Source organism: Marinomonas posidonica IVIA-Po-181, assembly GCF_000214215.1.
GTDB classification, from domain to species: Bacteria; Pseudomonadota; Gammaproteobacteria; order Pseudomonadales; family Marinomonadaceae; genus Marinomonas; species Marinomonas posidonica.
Window position 1 is genome coordinate 140369 of the sequence record NC_015559.1, and the last position, 25024, is coordinate 165392.

At 45.0% G+C, this 25024-nt stretch carries 21 protein-coding genes and 1 riboswitch; of the genes, 11 read left to right on the forward strand and 10 right to left on the reverse strand.

Annotation, left to right across the window (positions count from 1 at the left end):
- Nucleotides 1-56: 56 nt before the first annotated feature.
- A complete protein-coding gene (rarD, locus tag MAR181_RS00645; protein WP_013794674.1) occupies nucleotides 57-968 on the reverse strand; it encodes an EamA family transporter RarD in 912 nt (303 codons plus the stop codon).
- Between the two features lie 193 nt (nucleotides 969-1161).
- Nucleotides 1162-1328: riboswitch (FMN riboswitch) on the forward strand.
- A gap of 120 nt (nucleotides 1329-1448) precedes the next feature.
- Between rarD and MAR181_RS00650 the strand changes: the two genes are divergently transcribed.
- The 4 genes from MAR181_RS00650 (at nucleotide 1449) to MAR181_RS00665 (ending at nucleotide 6943) form a co-directional block, all read left to right on the forward strand.
- Nucleotides 1449-2384 carry a DMT family transporter gene (locus MAR181_RS00650; protein ID WP_013794675.1) on the forward strand — a complete coding sequence of 312 codons (936 nt, stop codon included), beginning with the start codon at nucleotides 1449-1451 and terminating at the stop codon, nucleotides 2382-2384.
- Between the two features lie 205 nt (nucleotides 2385-2589).
- Nucleotides 2590-3792, forward strand: a complete 1203-nt coding sequence (locus tag MAR181_RS00655; RefSeq protein WP_013794676.1) for an MFS transporter — start codon at nucleotides 2590-2592, stop codon at nucleotides 3790-3792.
- Nucleotides 3793-3981: 189 nt separating this feature from the next.
- The gene (locus MAR181_RS00660) at nucleotides 3982-6132 is read left to right on the forward strand and encodes an FAD-dependent oxidoreductase (RefSeq protein ID WP_013794677.1); all 2151 of its coding nucleotides are present in this window, start codon (nucleotides 3982-3984) and stop codon (nucleotides 6130-6132) included.
- 4 nt (nucleotides 6133-6136) lie between these two features.
- Nucleotides 6137-6943: a DUF547 domain-containing protein gene (locus MAR181_RS00665; RefSeq protein ID WP_013794678.1), complete on the forward strand. Its 807-nt coding sequence runs from the start codon at nucleotides 6137-6139 to the stop codon at nucleotides 6941-6943.
- Between the two features lie 29 nt (nucleotides 6944-6972).
- Here the strand turns inward: MAR181_RS00665 and MAR181_RS00670 are convergent, their stop codons facing one another.
- The gene (locus tag MAR181_RS00670) at nucleotides 6973-7869 is read right to left on the reverse strand and encodes a LysR family transcriptional regulator (protein ID WP_013794679.1); all 897 of its coding nucleotides are present in this window, start codon (nucleotides 7867-7869) and stop codon (nucleotides 6973-6975) included.
- A gap of 125 nt (nucleotides 7870-7994) precedes the next feature.
- Between MAR181_RS00670 and MAR181_RS00675 the strand changes: the two genes are divergently transcribed.
- From MAR181_RS00675 to MAR181_RS00685, 3 genes are all read left to right on the forward strand, one after another.
- Nucleotides 7995-8720: a sulfite exporter TauE/SafE family protein gene (locus tag MAR181_RS00675; RefSeq protein WP_013794680.1), complete on the forward strand. Its 726-nt coding sequence runs from the start codon at nucleotides 7995-7997 to the stop codon at nucleotides 8718-8720.
- Between the two features lie 134 nt (nucleotides 8721-8854).
- Complete coding sequence (locus MAR181_RS00680; RefSeq protein WP_144011183.1) at nucleotides 8855-10267, forward strand: sensor domain-containing diguanylate cyclase; 1413 nt, start codon at nucleotides 8855-8857, stop codon at nucleotides 10265-10267.
- Between the two features lie 120 nt (nucleotides 10268-10387).
- Nucleotides 10388-11092, forward strand: a complete 705-nt coding sequence (locus MAR181_RS00685) for an oligogalacturonate-specific porin KdgM family protein (protein ID WP_013794682.1) — start codon at nucleotides 10388-10390, stop codon at nucleotides 11090-11092.
- A gap of 80 nt (nucleotides 11093-11172) precedes the next feature.
- Here the strand turns inward: MAR181_RS00685 and MAR181_RS00690 are convergent, their stop codons facing one another.
- Nucleotides 11173-11844 carry a 7-cyano-7-deazaguanine/7-aminomethyl-7-deazaguanine transporter gene (locus tag MAR181_RS00690; RefSeq protein ID WP_013794683.1) on the reverse strand — a complete coding sequence of 224 codons (672 nt, stop codon included), beginning with the start codon at nucleotides 11842-11844 and terminating at the stop codon, nucleotides 11173-11175.
- A gap of 257 nt (nucleotides 11845-12101) precedes the next feature.
- Between MAR181_RS00690 and MAR181_RS00695 the strand changes: the two genes are divergently transcribed.
- The gene (locus MAR181_RS00695) at nucleotides 12102-12878 is read left to right on the forward strand and encodes a carboxylesterase family protein (protein WP_013794684.1); all 777 of its coding nucleotides are present in this window, start codon (nucleotides 12102-12104) and stop codon (nucleotides 12876-12878) included.
- A 242-nt stretch (nucleotides 12879-13120) separates the two neighbouring features.
- On the opposite strand, the gene MAR181_RS00700 is transcribed toward MAR181_RS00695, so the two are convergent.
- Together MAR181_RS00700 and MAR181_RS00705 are read right to left on the reverse strand one after the other, a co-directional pair.
- Nucleotides 13121-14032, reverse strand: a complete 912-nt coding sequence (locus tag MAR181_RS00700; protein ID WP_013794685.1) for a hypothetical protein — start codon at nucleotides 14030-14032, stop codon at nucleotides 13121-13123.
- 93 nt (nucleotides 14033-14125) lie between these two features.
- Nucleotides 14126-15196, reverse strand: coding sequence for a GGDEF domain-containing protein (locus MAR181_RS00705; RefSeq protein WP_013794686.1), 1071 nt, complete (start codon nucleotides 15194-15196; stop codon nucleotides 14126-14128).
- Between the two features lie 74 nt (nucleotides 15197-15270).
- Here MAR181_RS00705 and MAR181_RS18655 point away from each other — a divergent pair, with 74 nt between their 5' ends.
- Complete coding sequence (locus MAR181_RS18655) at nucleotides 15271-15402, forward strand: hypothetical protein (RefSeq protein ID WP_281002440.1); 132 nt, start codon at nucleotides 15271-15273, stop codon at nucleotides 15400-15402.
- Between the two features lie 422 nt (nucleotides 15403-15824).
- On the opposite strand, the gene MAR181_RS00710 is transcribed toward MAR181_RS18655, so the two are convergent.
- The 3 genes from MAR181_RS00710 to MAR181_RS00720 form a co-directional block, all read right to left on the reverse strand.
- Complete coding sequence (locus MAR181_RS00710) at nucleotides 15825-17201, reverse strand: MFS transporter (protein ID WP_013794687.1); 1377 nt, start codon at nucleotides 17199-17201, stop codon at nucleotides 15825-15827.
- Nucleotides 17202-17282: 81 nt separating this feature from the next.
- Nucleotides 17283-19676: a glycoside hydrolase family 3 C-terminal domain-containing protein gene (locus tag MAR181_RS00715; protein WP_013794688.1), complete on the reverse strand. Its 2394-nt coding sequence runs from the start codon at nucleotides 19674-19676 to the stop codon at nucleotides 17283-17285.
- A 14-nt stretch (nucleotides 19677-19690) separates the two neighbouring features.
- The gene (locus tag MAR181_RS00720; RefSeq protein ID WP_013794689.1) at nucleotides 19691-20347 is read right to left on the reverse strand and encodes a TetR/AcrR family transcriptional regulator; all 657 of its coding nucleotides are present in this window, start codon (nucleotides 20345-20347) and stop codon (nucleotides 19691-19693) included.
- Between the two features lie 201 nt (nucleotides 20348-20548).
- On the opposite strand from MAR181_RS00720, the gene MAR181_RS00725 reads away from it, so the two are divergent.
- Together MAR181_RS00725 and MAR181_RS00730 are read left to right on the forward strand one after the other, a co-directional pair.
- Nucleotides 20549-21625: an alkene reductase gene (locus MAR181_RS00725; protein WP_013794690.1), complete on the forward strand. Its 1077-nt coding sequence runs from the start codon at nucleotides 20549-20551 to the stop codon at nucleotides 21623-21625.
- A 393-nt stretch (nucleotides 21626-22018) separates the two neighbouring features.
- Complete coding sequence (locus MAR181_RS00730) at nucleotides 22019-23164, forward strand: methionine aminotransferase (protein WP_013794691.1); 1146 nt, start codon at nucleotides 22019-22021, stop codon at nucleotides 23162-23164.
- 7 nt (nucleotides 23165-23171) lie between these two features.
- Here the strand turns inward: MAR181_RS00730 and MAR181_RS00735 are convergent, their stop codons facing one another.
- Together MAR181_RS00735 and MAR181_RS00740 are read right to left on the reverse strand one after the other, a co-directional pair.
- A complete protein-coding gene (locus MAR181_RS00735; RefSeq protein ID WP_013794692.1) occupies nucleotides 23172-23579 on the reverse strand; it encodes a GFA family protein in 408 nt (135 codons plus the stop codon).
- Between the two features lie 50 nt (nucleotides 23580-23629).
- Nucleotides 23630-24844, reverse strand: a complete 1215-nt coding sequence (locus MAR181_RS00740; RefSeq protein WP_013794693.1) for a multidrug effflux MFS transporter — start codon at nucleotides 24842-24844, stop codon at nucleotides 23630-23632.
- Between the last annotated feature and the right edge of the window lie 180 nt (nucleotides 24845-25024).

A 25024-nucleotide genomic window follows, 5' to 3' on the forward strand; every position in this document is an offset into this window, starting at 1 on the left:
TTCCCGCATCGCTTTCATGTTGATGACACTCTACAGGTATTTTTTATATTTTGCTTTTAGATAGGTTCGACCGGTTGAATAGGCTTACGGCGAGCGTTGCGCAGGCGACGAATGGAATCAAAAATCAACATAGCCAAAGCCGACCAGATTAAAACAAAGGTGATGAGCTTGTCGGAGCTGAGAGGTTCGTCATACACAAATACCGCTAGGATAAACATGCCTGTGGGACCTATGTATTGCATAAAGCCTAATGTCGACATGTTGACACGGTTCGCGGCCGCTGCAAAACACATTAATGGCACCATGGTGACGGGCCCTGAGGCGAACAATAACCAATTAATGGTGGCATTATTATCCAGTAAGTTGGCGGTTGGAGATGGGCTTAGAAGCAGATAAATGATGGCAATTGGCAGCATAAAGCTGGTTTCAATGGCCATCCCAGTGAAGCTGTCGACCGCGGCTTTTTTGCGTATTAGTCCGTAGACGCCGAATGTGACGGCTAAGACAAGCGCAACCCATGGAAGAGAACCAAATTGGAATACTTCAAACACCACAGCACAAAAGCACAAGGCAACGGCGAGCTGTCGAATGGGATCAAGTTTTTCTTTAAAAAATACGACACCTAATAAAATGCTGATCAAAGGGTTGATGTAATACCCTAAGCTGGCACTGAGCATTTGATTATTTTGTACTGCCCATATAAACGTCCCCCAGTTAAATCCAATTAATAGGGTAGAGGCGAGCATCGACATGAGAACTTTTTTCGAGGTCAGAGCCGTGATGAGAGCTTTGCTGTATCTCAGTAGGAAGATCAGCACAAAGACCAAAATACAGGACCAGATAATACGGTGGGCAAGGATTTCTTGTGCTGGAACAAACGACATCTCTTTAAAATAAATCGGGGCAATGGCCCAAAGAAAGAATGCAGTGAAAGCAAGCATAAGTCCGCTTTTTGAAGAGGCTGGCATATTGATATTCCAAATCCTTATTAATGGACAGGCGAGTGTAGCGGAATATGAAGGACTTCCCTAGTCTTGTGAGTCGTATTTCCTGAATTCATAACATAAAGCATGAAATAGTCAGAGCTTTCCATAGTAATAGAGAAGCTATATTGCCTATCTAGAGCGATAAGGTTAAAGTTGGCAGATAAATTTCATAAACATCGAACTTCGGGGCGGGGCGAAATTCCCCACCGGCGGTGACTTTGAAAGTGATGAGCTTTCAAACAGCCCGCGAGCGCTTGAAACCCTATTAATGGGCTTTTAAGGTCAGCAGATCTGGTGTGATTCCAGAGCCGACGGTTACAGTCCGGATGATAGAAGATCGACCAAGGCAAAAGAACCTCCTTAATAGGGTGGGCTTTGTGCTGTTGCGTGCTTGCTGTGCGTGCAACTTGGTGTAGTCAGTTTCATCACCCCTGTGCATCTTATTTTTTGGAGAAAGCAAAGATGGCAGGAACATTTTTTATCATGATCGCGTGCTTCACGTGGGCATTGGATACGTTAATTCGTTACCCTTTACTGGGCGCGGGTTATAGCACTCTGCAAATCGTTCTAATCGAACACCTTACGCTGGTTGTCTTTATTGCCCCTATGTTGTGGCGCTACCGTCATGTCTATCGGCATTTGTCGCTGGTGAGCTTATCTTGTCTGTTTTTTATTGGTGGTGTTGGCTCTGCCATTGGTACGCTGGCATTTACCGAGGCCTTTCAATATTTGAATCCAACGGTCGTGATTTTGTTGCAAAAATTGCAGCCTATTGTGGCCATTTTACTGGCTTTTTGGTTTCTCAAAGAGCGAATTGAAGGTCAATTTTTACAGTGGGCCGCGGTCATATTACTGGGCAGTTTTGTGATGATGTGGCCAGACCTACGTCATCTTGGAGATGCTCAATGGCATTATTCGAATGACAGCATGAGCATTATAAAAGGTTATGGATTTACCTTGATTGCCGTTATTGCTTGGGGAGCCGCAACCGTTTGTGGCAAGTATTTGTCTCATCAAAATGTGCCTGCAAATGCCATCATGTCTGGTCGCTTTGTGGCCGGTTTGTTGGTGCTGGCTCCCTTGGCCTTGGTGCAAGCTGAGACCTTGGTGAGTATGCAAATTTCGGATTTAGGTTTGGCTATCTTGATGGCCTTGTTGAGCGGTTTCATTGGTATGTGGTTTTATTATCAAGGTCTAAAAACTGTACCAGCACAATTAGCAACCCTTGCAGAACTGTCTTTTCCTGTTTTTGCCGCCGCTATTAATTGGCTCTTCCTTGATATGGGCTTAACGGTTTATCAAATTATTGGTGGGCTAATGCTTATTCTTGGCAACATTGGCTTGCGTATGAAAGAGCTGCGAAAGACAGAGTTAAACGTGGTATCCCAGAGAATCTAAGTGGCGGATTTAGATCTGGACGACGACATACTCAGTCGTGTTACGAGTAAGTCGTCGTCCACAGTCGCCTTTCCTTATTTATTGCAATAATGGACCGACCAGGCTTGTCTTTTCTTCCTTGTTTTGAACTAGAATAGCGCAGTCAAATTTTGTCCAAAGGGTCAATTATTTTAAATTCGCCCAGATCCAGTTTATAGGAAACCGAATGTCAGAGATTCAATCCCCCGTTACCGTATCGAACACTCAGTGGTTAGAGGTCACTTTGTTGTGGGTGGCTGGGGTGTCGGCAGCGATGCAGTTTGCCAAGTTTTCAGTATCCTTTGAGGCATTGTTGGCACACTATCAACAAGGTGCGACATTAACGGGGATGTCGCTTTCTGTGGTTGGCATTGCTGGACTCATCTTTGGTGTATCCGCTGGCATGATAGCGAGTCGCTTTGGCTACTTGAGGGTTTTGGTAGGTGCACTTCTATTGGGAGGGGTCTTGTCGTTTATTCAATCGACTCTGCCACCTTTCAATGTGTTATTGGTAACTCGCATACTCGAAGGCTTTTCTCAGTTAGGGGTTGTGGTCGCCGCGCCAACCTTGATTGCTAAGTTGAGCGCTCCTCAACATAAATCCTTAACCATGGGAATTTGGGGCACCTTTTTTGGGGTGGCTTTTGCCGTGTGTGGTGGCTTAGGTAAGAACATTTTAGACACCCATGGACTCGGTGCTGTTTTCTTGAATCATGGATTTTTGATCACCGGAATGGGCGTCATTTTATTTTTGGTTTTGAAAAACAACCCAGTATTGGTTCTAGCACCCGTGGCGTCGAATCAAGGCAGTGTGTTGGCGCAAATGTTACGTATTTATCAGAACCCAAGAGCCTTACTGCCAAGTTTGGTCTTCTTGTTTTATACCTGTACCCTAGTGTCCGTTTTAACCTATGTGCCTAGCCTAATTGAAGATAAAACCTTGCATAAAAGCATGCTGGTGATTCTACCCTTGCTAAGCACAGGTGGTACGTTTCTAGCAGGGGCCATTGCTCAGTATTTGATGCGCCCACAACGGGTGGCTTTCATTGCTTACCTTGGTGTGGCTTTGGCCGGTATAAGTTTATTATGGGTGGCGGACATGCCCTGGTTGTTTGCGATTCTGCTAGGGACAATGGTGTTATGCCTTGGGATGATTCCTGGTGCGTCACTGGCGATGATCCCAACACTGGCGCGCAACCCAGCAGAGCAAGCTCAGGGTTATGGACTATTGGCTCAGTTTGGTAATTTGGGGGCCACCATTGGACCGCCAAGTTATGCAGCTTTAATGACCTTGTTTGGTTTGCCTGGGATTGTCGGTTTGGTGTCCTTAATCTGTGTCTTTGGCGTATTATTTAGTCTGTTAGCCAATCGAATCAAAGCAAGCGTCTAATCCTTTCTGGTTGAATGAGTTCTCCATACTATGACAAAGAATGTCTTTCTTTGTCATAGTGCACCAAGTGGTCATTTCCTTTTCCCATTGTTTTTCCATTATGCTGTAAGAATGGTCTACCTTAGTCAGTCTAACCTGCTAAGGATAGAATCAAATTAATGACCCTAACTGGGCGTTGTGAGGTAATGAATGAAGAAAACAGGATTATTGGTACTCATTGCTTTACTGGCAGCTGGCTTTTTTTATTTTGATTTACACCAGTTGTTGACACTGTCTGGTTTAAAATCTGGTCTAGTGCAATTCGAAGCATGGCGCAGTGCTAGCCCTATTCTAGTGGGCGGCGTTTTTCTATTGATGTATGTGCTAGTGACAGCACTTTCCTTGCCTGGAGCGGCCATCATGACGTTGGCGGCTGGTGCTTTATTTGGTTTAGGTTGGGGGCTGTTAATTGTGTCCTTTGCCAGTTCCATTGGCGCTACATTGGCCTTTTTAGTCTCCCGTTATTTGTTGCAAGATATGGTGCAATCCAAGTTTGCTGATCGGCTCATGGCCATTAATCAAGGGGTGGAAAAAGAAGGCGCGTTTTACCTTTTCACCTTACGCTTGGTTCCTGTTTTCCCTTTCTTCTTAATTAATTTATTGATGGGTTTAACGCGTATCCGGGCGTTGACCTTTTACTGGGTGAGTCAGCTAGGCATGTTGGCGGGGACTCTGGTGTATGTGAACGCAGGAACGCAATTGGGTCAAATTGACAGTTTATCCGGTATTTTATCGCCTTCATTGTTGTTTTCATTTGTTCTGCTTGGAGTGTTTCCTTTAGTGGCTAAAAAGAGTTTGAATTGGCTAAAAGGACGACGAGTGTACGCGGGTTACTCTAACCCCAAGACGTTTGATCGAAATATGATTGTTATTGGTGCGGGTGCTGGTGGATTAGTGAGTGCTTACATTGCGGCGGCGGTTAAGGCAAAGGTGACCTTGATTGAAGCGCACAAAATGGGGGGCGACTGCTTAAATTATGGCTGTGTCCCGAGCAAGGCACTGATTAAAAGCGCGAAAGTGGCCAACCAGATTCGCCATGCAGAGCATTATGGTTTGCAGAGTAGTGAGCCAAGCTTTTCGTTCCAGCAAGTGATGGCGCGAGTTCAAGATGTGGTGCGTCAAGTGGAACCTCATGACAGTGTGGAACGTTACACTGAGTTAGGGGTGGATGTGGTTCAAGGTTATGCCAAGTTAATTGACCCATGGACAGTGGAAATCCAGCTAAATGAGGGCGGTACGCAACGTATGACCGCTCGCAGTATTGTGTTAGCAACTGGAGCGCGTCCATTTATTCTCAAATTAGAAGGCCTTGAAGACGTAGGGTATTTGACCAGTGATACCTTGTGGGAGGCTTTCTCTAAGCGCGACACACCTCCTAAGCGTTTGGTGATTCTTGGTGGTGGCCCAATTGGTTGTGAGTTAGCTCAAAGCTTTGCCAGACTAGGATCTGAGGTGATTCAGGTGGAACGTTCTCAACGCTTAATGGCACGAGAGGACGAAGAAGTTTCGGAGCTAGTGGAAACCTCTTTACTTCAAGATGGTGTGGCGGTTCTGACGTCTCATACGGCGTTGCGTTGTGAGCGTGATGGCGACGTAAAGCGCATTGTGGTTGAGCATGAAGGCGAAGAGCGAGTTATTGAATTTGATGAGCTGATTTGTGCGGTGGGTCGTGAAGCCAGATTAGAAGGTTATGGTTTGGAAAATCTGGGCATCGAAACAAAAGGAACCATTGTTACTAATGACTATTTAGAAACCCTGTACCCAAATATTTATGCCGCAGGTGACGTGGCTGGACCATATCAATTTACCCATGTGGCGGCGCATCAAGCTTGGTACGCAGCCGTGAATGCATTGTTTGGTTCGTTAAAACGCTTCCGTGTGGATTACCGAGTGATTCCTTGGACGACTTTCATCGACCCAGAAGTGGCGCGTGTTGGCCTAAGTGAGCAGGATGCGAAAGTCAAAGGCGTGGCCTACGAAGTGGTGCGTTATGGCTTGGATGATTTAGATCGTGCCATTGCAGATGGGGCGCGAACGGGTTTCGTGAAGGTTTTGACTGTGCCTGGCAAAGACAAAATTTTGGGGGTCACCATTGTTGGTGAACACGCTGGTGATTTGTTGGCGGAATTTGTCTTAGCCATGAAGCATGGTCTTGGTTTGAATAAGATTTTAGGCACGATTCACACTTATCCTACTTGGGCGGAAGCCAATAAATATGCCGCCGGAGAATGGAAGCGTGCACATGCACCTGCCAAAATACTGAACTGGCTTGAGAAGTACCACAGTTGGCGTCGAGGCTAGGCTGATGAAAACTTGGTTATTGGTGACGTCTATACTGATTGGTTTATTCAGTCAGTCGCTTAGCGCAGCAGAGGATGGTTTTGATCATACGGAATGGGGGCAATTGCTCAAACAGCACGTGAGAGTGTTACAGGGCGGACAAACGACGCAGGTAGATTATCAGGGCTTTGCTGAGGAGCAGATGAATCTCAATGCTTATTTAGATCGTTTGTCTGAGGTGTCACGTTCGCATTTTGATACTTGGTCAACAGCGGAGCAGTTGGCGTTCTTGATTAATGCTTATAATGCTTGGACGGTTGCCTTGATCCTCACGCAATGGCCTGATCTTGAGTCGATCAAAGATCTCGGAAGCCTCTTCCGTTCGCCTTGGTCAAAAGACATGGTGTCACTCTTTGGTGACATGGTCTCTTTGGATGACATCGAGCACAAGATGATACGTGGGTCGGATCGTTACCAAGATCCACGCATACACTTTGTCGTCAATTGTGCCAGCATTGGCTGCCCAGCGTTACGGGCTGAAGCCTATCAGGGCCAAAAGTTAGAGGTCCAACTCAATGAACAAACGCGCCTATTTTTATCCGATGTTAGTCGTAATCGACTAGAAGACGGTGAGTTGAAACTCTCGTCAATCTTCAAATGGTATAAACAAGACTTTGAGAAAGGTTGGTCAGGTTATGCTTCCTTAGAGTCGTTCTTGTTGGATTATGTCGTTGAATTGTCATTGGACGCACGGGCTATTCAGGCGTTGAAAAATGGTGATCTGGATATTGTCTATCTAGATTATGATTGGGCCTTGAATGTAACACCTTGATAATCTGATTTTTTACGTCTTGTTTAATATTATCGAGACGTAAAAGATCGCATCATTTCCCAGAACAAATTAACTTGGTAACTATGAGTTTGCTGTCGTAGTCGTACCATGTAGATAGGCACGTGATTACGTGACATGAAATTGTCTACTTCTATTGGCACTAACTGCTCGTTTTCCAACTCCGAAAGAATCATGTGTTTTGGCATTCTCGCCCACCCCATGCTATTGAGTAACAGGCTCTTTTTAGCCTGAAAATCGTTCACATACCAACGTTTTCCGGTTGTTAATACATGCCTGTGTCCATGGCTTGAGCCATCGCTGGCAGTATTGATGACGAGAATTTGTGGAAGCAGTTGTAGAGACGCTTGTTTGACCTTGTGGGCGTTTAGATTAAGTTGTTCAAGTAAGTTTGAACTCATGACAGTAATCATTTCCATTTTATAGAGTTCCAGTAACGAATGCCGATCATCTAAGCCATATCTTGGGCCAATGGTAACGTCACATTTTCCCTTGGCGAGTTTATCTTGCAAACCATACAAATGATCGGTTGTGATCTCTAAGTCGACTTCAGGGTATTGCTGTTGGAATGCTTGAATGCGTTTTATACAGTCTGGATCCAGGCTCATTTGGCTTAAACAAAGATGCAGTGGCGGCGTATCGACGCCCTTCGCCAAATCATGCCCCAAGGACTCTAGCTGAATGACTTGCGACATGAGTTTTTTCGCCTGCCTGAAAAAGGCATGACCTTCAGGTGTCAAGCCTGGGCGATAACTATTGCGATCAAACAAGGTAATGTCATATTGGTTTTCCAGCGCTTTGATGGCAGCACTGACACTCGGTTGGGTCTTGTGAATGGCTTCGGCAGCAGAACGAAAACTGCCGGTTTCTACCACTGCAATAAAGGCTTTGATCTGATCGATTTTCATAAGCACTCCAAGATGATCGTTTTTTCATATCGTTTTAATAGTAAAACGAGATTATTTATTTTTCATCAATTGCCTTATCATAAACCCATGAAATACAGATTAGATAAGGTGTGTAGGAGGTTTATATGGACACATCCATAGTGGTATTATTCCTCGCTGGATTAATTACTGGTTTTTCAAAATTCTCGGTCGGTGGTATGGGGCTTTTAGTGCTGCCGATTGTGATGATTGCGTTCCCTGGCCCTGAAGCCTTAGGGGTGTTGCTGCCACTGTATATTATTACGGACCTGATGGCGGTATCGAGTTATAAAAATAAGATTGCCTGGTCAGTACTGGCGCGTTTTTTACCCTTGGCGTTTATTGGTGTGATCACTGCGAGTCATTTCTTGGCGAACATTAATGCTGATCAGTTTATTGGTTTTCTAGGCTTCACTATCATTGCGATGATTGCATTGGGTTTGTATCTGGATGTGCGACCCGCGTCTTTCATGCGTCGCCCATTGGCGGCTTATTCGATGGGCTTCTTTGGTGGGGTAGTGAGTATGATTGCTAACGCAGCAGGACCATTGTTTAGTTTATTCTTACTTGAGCAGAAACTCGATAAAAAGACCTATGTTAGTACACGAGCATGGGCTTTCTTGATCATTAATTTATTGAAACTGCCTTTCTACATTGGTTTGGGGTTGCTTACTGCTAACAGTGCTGAAAGCAGTTTGTATGCCATACCTGGTTTGCTGGTGGGCTCCCTCATTGGTTACCACTTCTTGAAAAAGGTGCAGCCAACTCAGTTCAAATGGTTAATTCGAATTATGTCTACCATCGCGGCTTTCAAGCTGTTCCTATTTTCCTAGCCTTCTTAAGTTAGTACAAAAATCATACAAAAAAGCCATCCTCGTTGCTTGTATTGGAAAGGGGGTTACGTATTACTTGTAGGCAATCGTGACCATTGGACTTAGGTCACATGAGTAGATACGTGGAATTTGTTATGACGCACTCTGAAAATGAGCTATTTCGACTGGAGGCCTTGGTAGACTCTTCACCCATCCCGGCATTTTGGTCCAGTACCGATAATGGTTCGATAGAATACATTAATTCAGCTTTTCACAGTTTATTTGGCTTTGTTTTAGCAGACCTTTCTGATGTTCGTTCTTGGTACCGCCTTGCCTCGCGTCAGCCTGAATTCTACTCACAGGTGATAGAGCCTTGGCTGCATGAAACAGAGTTGCCTCATTCCATGCGAGATATTCAATTAAAGCTGTTTGATAAGCAAGGGGCCACATGTTACGTCAATTTATGCTTTTCCATTATTGGTAATAAGCGCTTCTGGTATTTCAATGACGTCACCAATTACTGTGTCGCTGAACAACGCCTGTGTGCTCGCAATAACATGTTGGAAAGAGTGGCAAAGAGCTCGGCTTTGGTTGATACCTTACACATGTTGGTTAAGCAAATTCAATATGAGACCCCGCAAGCCATTTGCAGTGTTTTACTGTTTGACCCACAGACGCAAAGCTTAAAATTGGGTGCTGCGCCGAACTTACCAGAGGCCTATAACCGAGCGATAGATGGGGTCAGGATTGGCTTAAATATGGGGTCTTGTGGTACGGCGGCGTTTCTGCGCCAGCGCGTTATTGTCGAAGACGTGTTTCAGCATCCGTATTGGGCTGACTTTCACGATCTTGCAAGATTGGCTGGTATTGCCGCTTGTTGGTCAGATCCTATTATCTCTTCAAAAGGCACCTTGTTGGGTACGTTTGCCATTTATAAGACTGTACCGTCCGTGCCCTCTATCAAAGAACTGGAACTCATTCATTTCGCCAGTAACTTGGCGAGCATTGCCATTGAAAGTTTTAGAGCGCAAGAAGAACTAGAGCGACGAGCTTATTATGATCACTTGACTGGGCTAGCCAATCGTGGCCATTTCTTTGAGTTGTGTGAGCAAGCTTTGAATCTTGCGCTCACAAAATCCTCTCCGGTTGCTTTGATCATGTTGGATGTGGATCACTTTAAACAGGTTAATGATCTATATGGCCATAAAACTGGTGATTTGGTACTGCAAGCTTTAGCCGATAATGGTCGTAGTATATTAGCTGAAGAGGAAGTGCTTGCACGCATTGGAGGGGAAGAATTTATCGTCTTGTTGCCAGCTTCTACACTAGATCAGGCGATGCAAAAAGCCGAGCTCTTGAGAATGAAAATGGAACACAGCATGGTGCTCAGTTGTGATAATCAAAAGGTTTATTTCACCGTCTCTATTGGCGTGGCCTACAAAGCGGCGGGTCAATGTTCGGTTGACGAAATGCTCAGTCGCGCAGACAAAGCCCTCTATCAATCGAAAGCCGCTGGTCGAAATTGTGTGTCAGTACTGGAATGTCAAAGTCAGGATATGTTGTTTTAGCCGCGTCAATGGATCCGATTTAACCTCCTTTCTTGTTGTTTCACTAATATTCAATTCATTGATCTAAAAGACCAATTTTCAATAATAGTGATCTGCTCTCGGCAAATTTGCATCCATGCGATGTCAGGTTTTGTGTGTGTATCAGCGCATGCAACAAGCATTAATATGAGGCATGAGATTGTGCCAGAGTATGATGATCAGGCGGCCAGTCATTCTGATCGTATAGAAGTCAGTCATCGCTTTTCTAATGGCATTGGCTTTGGTGTCGAAGCGAAATGGAAGAGTAATAATGAAAGTGCATTCGGAGAGCTATCGGGTAATGGTCAGCAGAGTAATATTAGCTATCGTATTAAGCTATCTGACGATTTAACTTTCACCCCTCAATATAAGTGGGAATCTGGCTCGAGCAAATTAAGCCATCAGTTTAATTTTAGCTTTGGTTACAAAGTGAGCAGCGATTGGTCTGTTGGTTTTAGGCATCGCTATAATTATCAAGCCAAAGTGGACGATGATAATTCCCATTACAACCGTTGGACTTTCTCTGCTGGTTACAAAGGCGTTGAGGATTGGTCACTAAGTTCTTCGATAGACTACACATTTAACCCTGAAGCCTCTGGCCCACGTTGGGAAGATAAGCAGTCTTGGTTTTCAGATGTGAACTTTAAAGGTGAATACACAGGTCTTAATAATAGCTGGAAACCGTTTTTGGAATTTGGTTTGAAGCCCTATAAGTCTGGTGAGACTTATCGCTTTAATGGGGAAGATGTTAGCGCAAATGATAAGTGGCGTCCTCGTTATCGTTTAGGTCTTAAGTACAGTTATTAATCCCCTTGAATAACGACTGAGGGTTCATTCTTCTTTATATTCAAAGGCCTATTTCTTAGAAATAGGCCTTTCTTTATTCATTATCTTGCAGAGCTTGCCAAGCTAAAGTTTGGCTGGATTTGCGTTAACTTCTTTGCCAGAAAGTTAAGCAATACACCGTACATAGGGACAAACAACCCTAAGCTAATGATCAGCTTAAAGGTAAAGTCCACCATCGCGATTTCAGGCCAATGTGTGGCCATGAAGTCATCTGGACTGCGATAGAAGGCAATGCCAAAAAAGGCCAGTGTATCCAATCCATTTCCGACTAAGGTGGAGGCCATTGGCGCGACCCACCACTGTTTCAATTGGCGTAGACGATTAAAGACTTGAATGTCTAATGCTTGCCCAAGCAAATAAGCCATCAAGCTGGCAAAGGCAATTCGAGCCACAAAGCTATCAAAATTCAACAAGGCTGAGAAACCTTGGAATGCGCCTTGAGCGAAGAGAACAGACAGCACATAGGAAATAATCAATGATGGAATCATGACCGCAAAAATAATCTGACGGGCAAGCTGAGCACCAAAGATCCTAACGGTTAAGTCGGTCGCTACAAAGATTAAAGGGAAAGTAAAGGCGCCCCAGGTAGTGTGGAAGCCAAAAAGGGTAAACGGGATCTGAACTAGATAGTTACTCGATGCAATGACCAGTAAATGGAACATTGCGAGGTAGCCTAGGGCTTTGCCCTGTTGCTCGGGGGTGAAGGTGCTCATATTGTACCTTTTTCGTTTTATTGGGGTGAGGGAACCCAAATCGATTTAAAATGAACTGACCCAGTGGTCAAATACGTGGCGCGATTATAGCGAAGTGTCACCAGAGTGCAATTGTTTTGTTTAAAAAACACACAGTTTGATGCGTTTAAATGTGCAAGAAATAAGTTTGTTTATTGTTTGGTGTGACAACAATTTTTCGATAACTTATTCTTTTTGATCTAAAAAAATAGTTTGAAAATAATAATATGGAGAATGACATGTCACGTACGATGATCCCTTTAGTGTCTTTGGCGACCGCCTTATTAACAGCATTGCCCGCTTATGCTGATTGGTCAAAGCAGCAAGTAGAAGTAGAAGGCTTTAATTTGCCTTATCAATTATTTGAACCTGAAAATGTTGTTGGGAAGATTCCGCTGGTGATTCATCTCCATGGCTCAGGTGAAGCCGGCGTAGATAATGAAAAACAAATGTATTCAGGTCAAAACATTGGACCGGATTATTTCGCGTCAGATGACATTCAAGCGATTCAAGCGGCTTATGTCCTTGCGCCTCAAACGCCAGGGCCAATGCGATGGGCGAATACGAGTTTAGCGCCATATGATTTTTCATCCACGCCTTCGACACCTTCTATGACCACACTGCTGGCCTTGATTGATAACATGGTAAAAGAGAACTCACATATTGATACGGGTCGTATTTATATGACGGGATTATCCCGTGGTGGTCAGGGTGTGTGGAATGCGGCGTTCCAACGTCCAGAATTGTTTGCTGCCATTGTCCCAATCGCTGGCTCGGCCAGCCCCAAAGACGCGGTTACGATTAAAGACATTCCCACTTGGGCATTTCATGGCTCGTGTGATCCAGTGACTAAGCCGAAATACACCAAAGACATGGTTGATGCCATGATTCGTGCTGGTGGTAGCACTCAATGGATTCGTTATACTGAGATTGAGTGTGGTGGTCATGACTCGTCTTGGTTGACGGCCTTCTCGAATGCAAACTTATATCAATGGATGCTGAAGCAACACCAATAGTCTGTGTTATTAACAACCTCGTAACGCTGTCCGCGTTGTGAGGTTGTTGCTCTGTAAAGGAAATCGCCGAGAGGCTTAGGGAAGGTACGAATAAGTCTACTAAGACTCGTAGGGCAAGGTCTAAAAGCCTGTCTTCTTTGTTGAGCACCTCGACAATAGGCCAACTATTCACATTCGGCACTCGCCTCGAATAACAGGCTTTTATCCACATGCTGAGGCAAGAGGGCTTGTTCGCACCTTCCTTAGGCAGATGGGTTACGTCGTTGGTATTCGCTTTGAATCAGCTGCTCAACCATTTCATTGATTTTTAACTCATGTTCTTCCGCTAACGCATTAAGCTTTTGTTTGGTGTTTTGTGTCATGCTGATACTGTAAGGTTTTTTACCGTTGGATTTTTCGCGGAATTTCTTCTGACTCCAAGCTTTCTTCATCTTATCTATCAGTAAAGCTTTACGGTCTTGATTGTTCGACAAGTCAATTGTCGCGATGACAATGTCACGTTTTTCACTGTCTTTATGGCTGGTCCAAGCAAGAGGAAGTGGACGTGTTTTAACATTTTGTAGATAAGAATAGGCCCACTGCCACTGGCTGACATTACTGTCTTCAAGCCAAGATGTGACAGAGGTATCTGCTTCTATATCAAACCACATGACTTTTAGAGAGTCGAGTAAGTCTTGTTGTTGCTTAGCGTCTAACTCACCATGATAAAAAGCATTTAAAATGTCTGTGTGGCGGTCTGCATTAGTGTCTTTTTCGATTAAAAAAGGTTGTCCTGTAAGACGCTTAAGTGAGCGATGGATGTCCTGAGTGTCGTGCTCCTGATCTTTATCTAGGGTGTGTTTTTTGAGATAACACCAAAGCCAATGGCACAATCGACTATCGAGTTTGTCTATCCAGCGGAAATAGCTATGGGGCAGCTGAGTGGCGGCAAAAGCCGTGGTCATTTGCGTAGCAAAGTTCTTTGGCGCCTTCTTTTTACGAATCAGCAGATCTAGTTCAGTATTGATGTTCTTAATTCGCTCTTCTACCGTTCTGCCTTGCAGGTTTTTCGCCGCGGTACTGCGAACTTGCTGGACTAAATAATCAGCGTAGAAGGCACATTCGCGATCTGAGTTGGCTTCTAAGATTTCAACATCAACATTGCTTCTGAACATCGTTTTCCTTTCCTTTATTATCGATTTTCCAAGTTTACTACATAGTAGCATCGATCGTAAATTTTATGTAATTAAATGCGTGATGGCAAATGATTAGATACTGCAACGCACGCTATCGCGACCAGATTGCTTAGCTTCATACAGATTGCTGTCCGCGATGGTGAACACTTCCTGTCGCGTTTTGGCTAGGTCAGAGAAGCCAATGCCAATACTGACGGTTATGTCAGACACATCCTCCAGTGATAGCTGGCTGATACCAAACCGTAATTGTTCTGCCAACGCTAATACCTCTTGGGGGGTGCGGTTCAATGTTAAGACCACAAATTCTTCGCCTCCCCAACGTCCAAGGACGTCTTCTGGGCGGATGGTTCGATTTAATTTCGCTGCTACCTTGGTTAAAATTTTATCTCCCATAGCATGGCCAAATTGATCGTTTACCTGCTTAAAATAATCAATGTCTATGATCATTAAAGCATAGCGTTGAGAACCTGTTTTAATCTGATCAATGCCTAATTCATCGAAGACTTTTTCCATGCCTCTGCGGTTCAAAATGCCAGTTAATAGATCCACGTAAGCATAGTTTTCCAGAAGGTTAATACGAGTATTGGCTTGAGCCGCTTTTACCCTTAATCGCACGACCGTCCACAGCAAAATAATATAGACAATATGGGCAACGGCAATATTCAACACCACTCCTATAGTATCTTCTAGGCCATGGTTTTGAATAAGCACCACATAATGGCCAATTAGGGTTGCAGCAAGAATTAATATGGTGGTTGATGCCGCGCGTTTTACTTCCAGAAACAAGTAAGCAATGACGTAGTTTAGACCTAGCCATTGAGCAGCGTTGGAAAACAATGCATTACTACCGATGTGATGCCAAATACTGGTACTGATTAAATAACCTGCCACGATAAGATATGTCAGTAAATGTAGATTGTTTTGCCAGGAAGCAGAAGAATAGCGGCTAGCCACATAAATAGCGGCAAAAGCGCAGATACAAATCGGATAGGCCGCAGCATCATACTGAGAAATAATGCCGCTGCTTTCGTCAATTAGCCAAATAAGCATAAAGCTAATACAAGCCAATACCAGCAAGCGCCGAAAAACCTTCGGCTCCATGATGGGCGGGTGGCGTGCTGGTTGTTTGTTGCGATGGCTCATTTAATCAGCTTACTCATATGGTAATTCATATTTCATAACATAATTTTTGATCGGGCTTTTGGGCTTAGACTTCCATGAGAATGATCGTGGAAGACAATAGTATTCGTTGGATTGAGCATTATGCCGAAAAGCCATTTCGATTTGATAAAGTAAGAACCTTACTGCCTCTTGTTCAAGAGGTAAAGCTCTCTCAAGATTTTGCGTAAGGGGCTTGGCTTAAAGAGGGACAAGAAAATTTCATTTCGTTTCGGCCAGAGTATTGTTTTATCTGGAGAAATATTGGAAAAAAGTACTGGGAAGATTAGGCCTGAGAGCAGGCACAGCCATATATGAATAATGTCTTCAGATCAAAGTACTTAGGGAAGGTACGAACAAGTTCACTGGCTACGGCAACGCGCTCCTCGGCAACCGCTCCTGCGTTGCCCTACTAACACCACATCCTTGTGGTTATGCGTTGCTCTAATCCCCTTCCATGTCGGGGGCAGCGTGGGAATAACGCTCTTTTATTCGAGGCAATTAACAAAGAATAAAGAGAGCTTAGCCCACGCCCTTAGGTCCTTTCAGAAGACTTATTCGCACCTTCCTTAGCCACCTTAATGGCTAAGTGCTTTGGATGTTGTTACTTAGACTAAGCAGACGCAGGGTGATTCAACGAGTCGCTGTGAGTGTTCGATATTTCCTTTAGATCGGACAAGCGCTGATCCGTTAATTGGTAACCCCACAAAAAGATCACCAGTCCAATTGCTGCGCCAATTGCATGACCTAGGTTTAACACATCCCACATGCCCTGAACAACGTGTGGTGGCTGTTGAACAACATGGCCAGCAGAGGACTGCACAAATCCTACCCAGGCTAAATAACCCATGGCGATTGCGCCGCCAGCCGCTGAGACCGCTTTATTAGCAAATGTCTGAGCCGCGAAAGTCACGGCTTCTAGTCTTTGACCTGATTTCATTTGACCATATTCAATACAGTCGGCAATGAAGATACTGGGCATGACTAAAGTGACCCCAAGCGCAATGGCTTTTAACATGTTGAGTCCGAGAAACACCGACAGACTGTCATACCCTACTCCCCAAGTGATGATGGAAAGAATGACCAAGGCTGCAGACGCACTCGCGAAAGTGGTGATTTTGCCAAAATAACGAATGGCAATGGGCACTAACGGTGAGGCGAGCATAGCAGGGGCAATAATGGAAAATAGCAGTAAACTGGTTAGTCCTGAATCTTGAAACACATCACGAGCTATAAACGGCATTAGAGTAAAAGCAAAATTGGCGCCGCCGATAAAGATAAAGGCAATGATGAAGATGAGTAAATAGCGGTTTCCAGTGATGGCTTGGATGATGTTGTTAAGGGTCGGTACCGCTTGTTCAATCACATGGCGTTCTTGTACATTACGAATGGGCACCATGAATATCATGGCCAATATGCCCATTATCATGGCGGCAAACATCCATTGTCCATTCAAACTGTCTAGCAGTAATGGCGCGCCCACCATGGCAATCACCATACCGGCAAAACCACCAAAGCGAACATAGGAATAAAGGGTGGTGCGTTCTTCAACGTTTTTGGTGATCACGGTTCCCAGAGCATAAGCGGGCGCATCTGAGATGGTGTAGAGCATGCCCCATAAAATATAAGTGATGCTGGCATAGGCCACTTTCGTCCACATTGGAAGCTGCGCAATTTGCTCACCAAATGAAAAAATCAAGATGGTCGCAATTGGAACGGCCCAAGTGATGGCCTTAATCCAAGGCTTAAACTTTCCCCCTGGCAGGCGACTTTTTTCGATCAGGATCGATAGCATTGGATCATTAACAGCATCCCATACTCGAGCGACCAATAAAATCATTCCTACGGTTGCGGCTGATAAGCCCAAAACCGAGGTATAGTAAATGCTCAAAAAGATGGTCACAAACATGTAGATAATGTTCTGACCCGTGAAAAAACTGTAATAGCTGAGTCGTTCGGGGCGGCTGGTTTCAAATGTTGTGTTGGGCATAATCCCTTTCCTTATTGTTGTTATTTACGTCTTTGTCTATTGATAGGACGCGCTTGTCTGTCGACAAGAGCGTCCAGTTATTTATGAATTTAAGTCGGCTAATAAAGCCAATAAAGCCTCCTCGGAATAACTTTGGCTGTTGAATACGGGTAAATTTCGTAGTGGCATGTCGGATACCATGGCTTCCGCCATGAGTTTGTCCGCTTCCGCAGCGGAATCGTTGGTATCCCCTTCCATCATTTTGCTAAACACACTGAGCATGGCATTAAACAGAGGCTTACCCTGTTCGGTTTGAGCAATGTCCCCTAATGTAGAATTAAGGGTATAGGGTGTGATCGGCGTGGCATCTGGAATGGGTTTGCCTAGCAATGCGCTGAAACTCTGGTCGTTGAATTGACGATCTGCTGGTGTGAAGTAGGCCGATAGGGTGGCATTTTGTGGTGCCAAAGGTGTATCTGTTTTTAAAGTGATCAGGGTCGTGAGGCGAATGTCTTCTACTGATGCCCCAATCTGAATGTGATAATCGTCGCTTTCCACTCGCCATTGTGAGTCGGCTTCGCACCAGAAGGCAAAGTCACGGTAGTTGAGTTCCAGTTCAACGCATTTGCTTTGCCCTGCTTCTAAAAAGACTTTTTGATAAGCTCGTAGTTCTTTGGCCGGTCTTGGTTGCGACGGTTTGTTTTGACCAAGGTAACATTGCACGACTTCAGCACCTGCACGGTCGCCAGTATTCGTCACGGTAACTTGTAAGCGAATGCGAGTTTGCTCATCAAAAGAGACGGCTTTAAGGTCCAGTTTGTCATCCATGATGCGTAATTCAGAGAAGCTAAATTCGCTATAGGTTAAACCATGTCCGAACGGGAAAAGAACGGGCTGTGCTGTGTGTGCAAAGTAGCGATAGCCAACCCAAATGGCTTCACGATACTGAGTCTGTTTGGTTGTGCCAGGAAAGTATGGCTGACTTGGTACATCGTCTAGGGATAATGGAAAGGTTTCGGCCAGTTTTCCGCTTGGGTTAACATCCCCAGCTAATATCTTGGCGATGGCTGAGGCGCCAGCCTGTCCCCCTAGATAGGCTTCTAGAATGGCGGGCACTTTATCAACAAAAGGCAAGGTGACAGGTGCACCATTTTGCAAAATGACCGCAGTTTTGCCTAGTTGGTCTCCCAGAGCGTCAATTAAGTCGAGCTGAACTTGTGGTAAGTTGAGGTGCTGTCGGTCAAACCCTTCCGATTCGTATTTAGGGGTTAAGCCTGCGAATAGAAAGATCACATCGGCTTGTTCGGCTTGCGCCACTGCGTCTTCAATCATGGTTTGATCAGATTCATCGTTCAGCTGATAGCCTTGGCTATAACGCACATTATTCGTCCCAAATACGGCCTCGATTTGCGCCAAAGGCTGCTCGAGTTTAAAAGGATTTATCTTTGAACTGCCAGCCCCTTGGTAACGCGTGTTGTTGGCGAGTGCGCCGATGACCAGTACATTCTGGTCTTTCTGAGCGGGCAGTAATTGATCATTTTTTAGCAGTACGCAGGACTCTTCAGCCACTTTGCTGGCCAACGTATGATGACGTTCCAGATCGACATTTACTGGGGCATTGTTAAGAGCGGCTTGCGATTTAACGATGAGTTCCAGTACGCGTAATACGGATTTATCCAAGGCTGCTATGCTGAGTCGGCCACTGTCGATGGCGTCTAAAATTTTCTGGGTATTCAATTCTCCTGAACTTGGCATTTCCAAATGTTGACCATGCTTAATGCCCTCGACACGATCATTATTGGCTCCCCAGTCGGTGACCACTATGCCTTCAAATCCCCATTCTTTTACCAGAATGTCATCGAGCAATTGCTGATGCTCTGCGGCATAGGTGCCATTGATTTTGTTGTAAGCACACATCACAGTCCAAGGTTGGGATTGCTTGATGGCTTTTTCAAAGGCGGGCAAATAGATTTCTCGAAGTGTTCTTTGGTCCACCACAGCATCAACTGTCATGCGGCAATGCTCGTGATTGTTTACTGCATAATGTTTTAAGCTGGTGCCCACATCTTGGCTTTGTACGCCTTTGATCCAAGCAGTCGACATATCACCTGCGATCAGAGGGTCTTCAGAAAAGTATTCAAAGTTACGGCCGCCTAACGGATTGCGTTTAATGTTGATGCCAGGGCCAAGTAGGACCGAAACGTTTTCAGCACGACATTCTTTGCCTAATGCGACTCCCATCTTTTCAATCAGTGCTGGGTTCCAAGACGAAGCCAGTCCGGATGCCGTTGGGAAGCAGGTTGCTTTTACAGACGCGTTTAATCCTACATGATCCCCTTCTCCTGACTGTTTCCGCAGGCCATGTGGGCCATCTGTCACCATGATAGAAGGTAACTCTAGTCGTTCAATGCCATGTAAATGCCAGAAGTCTTTGCCAGTACAAAGTCTGGCTTTTTCCTCGACTGTGAGGGCGTTCAAAATGTCTTTAGGGGTCATGTATGTCATCCTTCTTAGGCTTGTTTTACGGCTTTCATGCCATCGATTAAGAGCTGTATCAGCATAGGTGTGAGCGGTTGAATGGCACGAGGATCGATTTCCATTAGAGCGTTTTGGCGTAATAGCATTCGACGATAAAAGGTTGGAACCGCATTCAGTAAGGTCACCGCGAGATGATTTGCGTCAAGATCATGGCGCACACTGCCATCGTTTTGACCGCGCACCACTATGTCTGTCAGGCGTTCGGTGATGTCTTGTGGTAAGGCTTCGGTCAGCTTAGTGCGAAATTCAGTTGGAATACGAGCACCGGCATAATAACCATCAAATTCCGCAATAAAACGGTCGTCGTCTTCATAGTGTGGATCGGCATAGGCGTTTAACAAGGCTTCGATACCTTGCAGAGTGTTTGGGTATTGCTGGGCATAAATGCCATGGATGATGTCGTCATAAAAAGACATTTTACGCTGTAGGGCGGCCACTAGGATGGCGAACCCCAAATCGTACTTATTTTGATAATAGCGATACAAGGTATTGCGGCTCATACCAGTTGCGGCTGCTATGTCTATCATTTGAGTACCAGCAAAGCCATTTTGGATGAACAATGCTTCGGCCTTATTGATAATCTTGTTCCGAGTCGCCTCGGTTTGGTGGACCATTCGAGTTTTTATCATAAATGTTACACGTGTTATATTTTTTGTATTCCTAATCTAAAAGGAGTAAGCGCTGGAGTCAATAGCTTGTTGTGCCGCTAAACAGTTTTAATCGCCAAAAATATCAATTCAGTAAATAGCGTGCAAGCGATTGAAATTCCCTTACCTAGCCACACTAACTAGCTATCTTTGATATCAAGTTTATTTTTTTGGAGACTCAACATGAGTACAGAGAATTCACTTTTTACCCCGGTTAAATTGGGTGATTTTGAACTACCGAACCGCTTTGCAATGGCTCCGCTTACCCGTTGTCGTGCACCAGAACATCAACCGAATGAGTTGATGGCAGAATATTATTCACAACGTGCTTCAACGGGTTTGTTGATTACAGAATGTACTATGGTCAGCGAAGGTACGTCGGCGTTTGGAAATGACCCAGGTATTTATTCTGTTGAGCAAATCCAAGGCTGGAAACTCACGACAGAAGCGGTTCATAAAGCAGACGGCCGTATTTTTATGCAGATCTGGCACGCGGGGCGTGCCGCTCACCCTTTGTTAAATGGTGGTCAAGAAGCGGTTGCGCCAAGCGCCATCGCCATTGACGGTGAGACTCATACACCAGAAGGAAAAAAAGCCTACTCAGTGCCAAAAGCATTAACCAAAGCGGACATTGCCGACATTGTGCAGGATTTCAAACAAGCGGCAATCAATGCCAAAGAAGCTGGTTTTGATGGTGTGGAAGTACATGCGGCAAACGGCTATTTGATTGACCAATTCCTAAGAGACAGCGCGAATCAACGAGAAGATGAATACGGTGGATCATTTGAAAATCGTGCTCGCTTCTTGATGGAAGTATTGGATGCGGTAACGGCAGTCATGGGCAGTGGCCGTGTGGGTGTGCGTTTGTCACCTTTGAACAGTTTCCAAAGCATGAAAGACAGTGACCCTGTTGGTTTGGTGAGTTACTTGGCGAAAGCCTTGAGTCCTTATAATTTGGCCTACCTACATTTGATGCGTGCCGACTTCTTTGGTCTACAACAAGCGGATGTGGTGCCTGTTGCTCGAGAAGCTTATCAGGGGCATTTGATGGTCAACATGGGTTACACACCTGCCGAAGCCGCTCAAGTGATTGCTAACAAGCAAGCTGACAGTGTGGCGTTTGGTACCGGTATTTTGGCAAACCCTGATTTTGTGACTCGTGTACAACAAGGCGCGGATCTCAATCAACCGAACCCAGATACGTTTTACTCCCCTGGCGCTGAAGGTTATATCGATTACCCGACGTTACAAGCGGGTTAGTGGTTTTTAATCAGACAACACCTTAAAACCAAAGCCGAGGCATTGCCTTGGCTTTTTTGTTTTTGCTGCAAATGGCTAGGGAAGGTACGAATAAGTCTACTAAGCATCAGTCTTTCAGAGAAATCGTCAAATAAGGCGCGACTCTGAAGGAATGTAGGTACCTTTCAAAGAGTCGCAACGCAGTAGGACGTTTTCTCTGAAAGACCCGTACGCTTACATGGATGTGGGTAATAAGAGCAATGCATAACCACAGGGATGTGGTGCAGTAGGGCAACGCAGGAGCGGTTGCCGAGGCAAGAGGACTTGTTCGCACCTTCTATAGAGTAGTTGACCAAAACCTACTAAGTCTTTTAACTTAGTCTTTTTCGATTGACCCTGTAAGGCCACCCTACTGTGAACATTGCTTCAAAATTGCCCAATGTCGGCACGACGATTTTTACCAAAATGTCTGCTTTGGCAGCTGAAAAAGGCGCCATTAATTTATCCCAAGGCTTTCCTGATTTTCCAGCGGATACTCGATTATTAGAGCGTGCCTCACAGGCGTTGTTACAGGGAAATAATCAATATTCTCCGATGACCGGCTTACCCATTTTACGTGACGCAATAGGCGATTTAATCGCTCGTCACTATGACCGGAAAGTCGATCCAGTCAATGAAATCACAGTGACCAGTGGCGCTTCAGAGGCCATTTTTGATGCCATTAGTAGCTTGGTTCATCCTGGTGATGAAGTCCTCTTATTTGACCCTGCTTATGACCTATATGAACCGGCTGTTCAGTTAGCGGGTGGAGTGTGTAAGCGAGTGGTGCTGAAGGCGCCAGCGTTCCGTCCTGATTGGACTGAAGTAGACACCCTAGTGTCAGACAAGACACGTTTAGTATTAATCAATACGCCGCATAACCCGACGGGAACTTGTTGGCAGAATGAAGACCTAGAGCAGCTTTGGCAAATTATCTCGACACGAGATATTCATGTGTTGTCGGATGAAGTCTATGAATTTATTCATTTTCAAACGAAGAGCGTCAGTGTGCATCAACATGAATTACTTCGAGAACGCAGTGTCATTGTTTCTTCATTCGGTAAGAGTTTTCACCTGACTGGCTGGAAAGTGGGTTATGTGGTCGCCCCATCAGCGTTAACGCGAGAGCTGAGGAAAGTCCATCAGTTTGTTACCTTTTGCACTGCAACGCCTTTCCAGCAGGCCATCGCCGAACACCTTAATGAGGTACCAGAGGCCAGTGCTGAACTGGCTGGCTTTTATCAACAAAAGCGAGATGTATTGCGTCAAGCCTTAGAGGGGAGTCGCTTTACATTGCTGCCTTGTGAGGGCACCTATTTTCAACTCTTGGATTACAGCGCCATCAGTGATTTGGATGATGTGGCCTTTTGCGAACATCTGATTGAGCAAGTGGGTGTGGCGGCGATCCCTGTTAGTGTTTTCTATCAGAATCCACCAACAGGGCAGAAATTAATACGCCTGTGTTTTGCCAAAGACGAGAGTACCTTGATCGTCGCAGCGCAACAACTGGCTCAACTCTAATCTGGTGTTAGCTGGGCATAGCATCAAAGCAGGGAGCCTGACTGAGGTCCTCATCCCAATTGCCTTTGCTGCCCATAAAGATGTTGGCTTGGGCCTTAATGTCGAGATCAGAATCCAAGCTGCCTGCTGGCACCACGACTAAACCACGGGCTTTGGCATCGACCGGGACATTGGAGCCACAGGTTTGGCAGAAAGCGCGAGCAAATTGGCTGTCAGGGTGGCGATAAAAGCCGATCTTATCTTCTCCGCTTAACCAAGTTAGTTCAGCTCCTGGTGCAAACAGGTTGGCACAGTGTGAAGTGCCAGAAGTTTTGCGACAACGACTGCAGTGGCACAAAAAGAACTTTTTAAACTCACCACTCAGCTCGTAACTGATCTGCCCACATAAACAAGAACCGTTATGATGTTGTGACATTTGTCCCTCCGTTTTTATTATGCTTGTATCAGACTTTCTTTATAGCAAATTTATGCCTCAGCGAAAGGTGTTTTTTTCGATAAGGTTAAAGTCACGAAGAGCAAGGCGATAAGCGAACAACAGGTCATACCCAACACCATAGGCAAAGGTTCTTTGTTCATCAGTGGGCTTAGAATGGCAATAAAAATCGGACCAATAGCAATTTGCATTGTGCCCAATAAAGCCGATGCGGTTCCAGCAATTCGACCATGATTTTCCATCGCAAGAATCGAGGTCGTTGGAATCACTAAGCCGACACCAGCACTGGCGATCAAATAACATCCCATAAACAGATACAAAGAATCGAAGCCAACAAGATACAAGCTAGTCATACAGCACATGGCAATGGCACCAATCCATTTTCCGGCTTTGATGACATTCTCTATGCCATATAGGGAGCATAAACGGCCATTCAGTTGAGCGGATAAGAAAAAACACATGGCATTTAAACCAAAGGCGATTCCGTACTGGGTTTCGTTCAGGCCGTAATGTTCGATCAGCACAAAGGGGGAATTGGCCAAATAAATAAAGAAATTGGCGAGGGCAAAGCTGCCGGCAAATACTAACCCCATGTAGTGATGGTCTTTTAAAAGCGTTAAATAGGCTTGTAAACTGCTACCTTGAGAACGCGTATGTTGACGTTGTTCAAGCGAGTGACTTTCGCGTAGGCCGAATTGAATCAGTAATAGCCCCAGTCCTGCACAAATGGCAACGAGCACAAAAATACCATGCCAATCGGTGAACGTGAGAATCGTGCTACCAACCAAAGGTGCCAGAATAGGTGAAATTCCGAACACCAACATCAAAAGTGACATCAATTTCGTGGCTTCAATGCCAGTGTATAGATCGCGCACAATCGCACGAGCAATGACCACGCCTGCTGCGGCGCCAATGCCTTGTAAAAAACGAAACACAACCAGCTCATTGAGAGAAGACGCGTAAATGCAGCCCAGAGTGGATAAAAAGAAAATGATCATGCCAATGTATAAAGGTCGCTTTCGGCCAAATTTGTCGGATAAGGGACCATAGAATAGTTGTGACACACTTTGGGCAATCAAGAATACGGTTAAGCTCAGTTGTATTTCTGCTACGCCAACAGAGAAAAATTGGCTAATTTGCGGTAAGGCAGGTAAATACATATCTATGGCAAAAGGGCCAATCGCTGACAGTAAACCCAAAATAATGGCGATTTTATAAAATCCTATTTGACGGCCTGATGTGTGCATTTTCGTTCCCGTGAAAATTGAAAAGTCGCCATTGTAACCTTGTTTTGCGATTAAAAAAGGACGAGCGCAATAAAAACGTCTTTTATAAGGGCGAGTCTTGAAGCAAACAATTCAATCCATGTCTGCTTTCTCTTAGCTTGGCGTTCATTTTAGTATCCATGCGACTAAGGTAAAGTGAGA

What these genes read in the sequence shown, in the direction of transcription:
- rarD (WP_013794674.1), bottom strand. Translation starts at nt 968, where the DNA reads ATGCCAGCCTCTTCAAAAAGCGGACTTATGCTTGCTTTCACTGCATTC.
- MAR181_RS00650 (WP_013794675.1), top strand. Translation starts at nt 1,449, where the DNA reads ATGGCAGGAACATTTTTTATCATGATCGCGTGCTTCACGTGGGCATTG.
- MAR181_RS00655 (WP_013794676.1), top strand. Translation starts at nt 2,590, where the DNA reads ATGTCAGAGATTCAATCCCCCGTTACCGTATCGAACACTCAGTGGTTA.
- MAR181_RS00660 (WP_013794677.1), top strand. Translation starts at nt 3,982, where the DNA reads ATGAAGAAAACAGGATTATTGGTACTCATTGCTTTACTGGCAGCTGGC.
- MAR181_RS00665 (WP_013794678.1), top strand. Translation starts at nt 6,137, where the DNA reads ATGAAAACTTGGTTATTGGTGACGTCTATACTGATTGGTTTATTCAGT.
- MAR181_RS00670 (WP_013794679.1), bottom strand. Translation starts at nt 7,869, where the DNA reads ATGAAAATCGATCAGATCAAAGCCTTTATTGCAGTGGTAGAAACCGGC.
- MAR181_RS00675 (WP_013794680.1), top strand. Translation starts at nt 7,995, where the DNA reads ATGGACACATCCATAGTGGTATTATTCCTCGCTGGATTAATTACTGGT.
- MAR181_RS00680 (WP_144011183.1), top strand. Translation starts at nt 8,855, where the DNA reads ATGACGCACTCTGAAAATGAGCTATTTCGACTGGAGGCCTTGGTAGAC.
- MAR181_RS00685 (WP_013794682.1), top strand. Translation starts at nt 10,388, where the DNA reads ATGTCAGGTTTTGTGTGTGTATCAGCGCATGCAACAAGCATTAATATG.
- MAR181_RS00690 (WP_013794683.1), bottom strand. Translation starts at nt 11,844, where the DNA reads ATGAGCACCTTCACCCCCGAGCAACAGGGCAAAGCCCTAGGCTACCTC.
- MAR181_RS00695 (WP_013794684.1), top strand. Translation starts at nt 12,102, where the DNA reads ATGTCACGTACGATGATCCCTTTAGTGTCTTTGGCGACCGCCTTATTA.
- MAR181_RS00700 (WP_013794685.1), bottom strand. Translation starts at nt 14,032, where the DNA reads ATGTTCAGAAGCAATGTTGATGTTGAAATCTTAGAAGCCAACTCAGAT.
- MAR181_RS00705 (WP_013794686.1), bottom strand. Translation starts at nt 15,196, where the DNA reads ATGAGCCATCGCAACAAACAACCAGCACGCCACCCGCCCATCATGGAG.
- MAR181_RS18655 (WP_281002440.1), top strand. Translation starts at nt 15,271, where the DNA reads ATGAGAATGATCGTGGAAGACAATAGTATTCGTTGGATTGAGCATTAT.
- MAR181_RS00710 (WP_013794687.1), bottom strand. Translation starts at nt 17,201, where the DNA reads ATGCCCAACACAACATTTGAAACCAGCCGCCCCGAACGACTCAGCTAT.
- MAR181_RS00715 (WP_013794688.1), bottom strand. Translation starts at nt 19,676, where the DNA reads ATGACCCCTAAAGACATTTTGAACGCCCTCACAGTCGAGGAAAAAGCC.
- MAR181_RS00720 (WP_013794689.1), bottom strand. Translation starts at nt 20,347, where the DNA reads ATGATAAAAACTCGAATGGTCCACCAAACCGAGGCGACTCGGAACAAG.
- MAR181_RS00725 (WP_013794690.1), top strand. Translation starts at nt 20,549, where the DNA reads ATGAGTACAGAGAATTCACTTTTTACCCCGGTTAAATTGGGTGATTTT.
- MAR181_RS00735 (WP_013794692.1), bottom strand. Translation starts at nt 23,579, where the DNA reads ATGTCACAACATCATAACGGTTCTTGTTTATGTGGGCAGATCAGTTAC.
- MAR181_RS00740 (WP_013794693.1), bottom strand. Translation starts at nt 24,844, where the DNA reads ATGCACACATCAGGCCGTCAAATAGGATTTTATAAAATCGCCATTATT.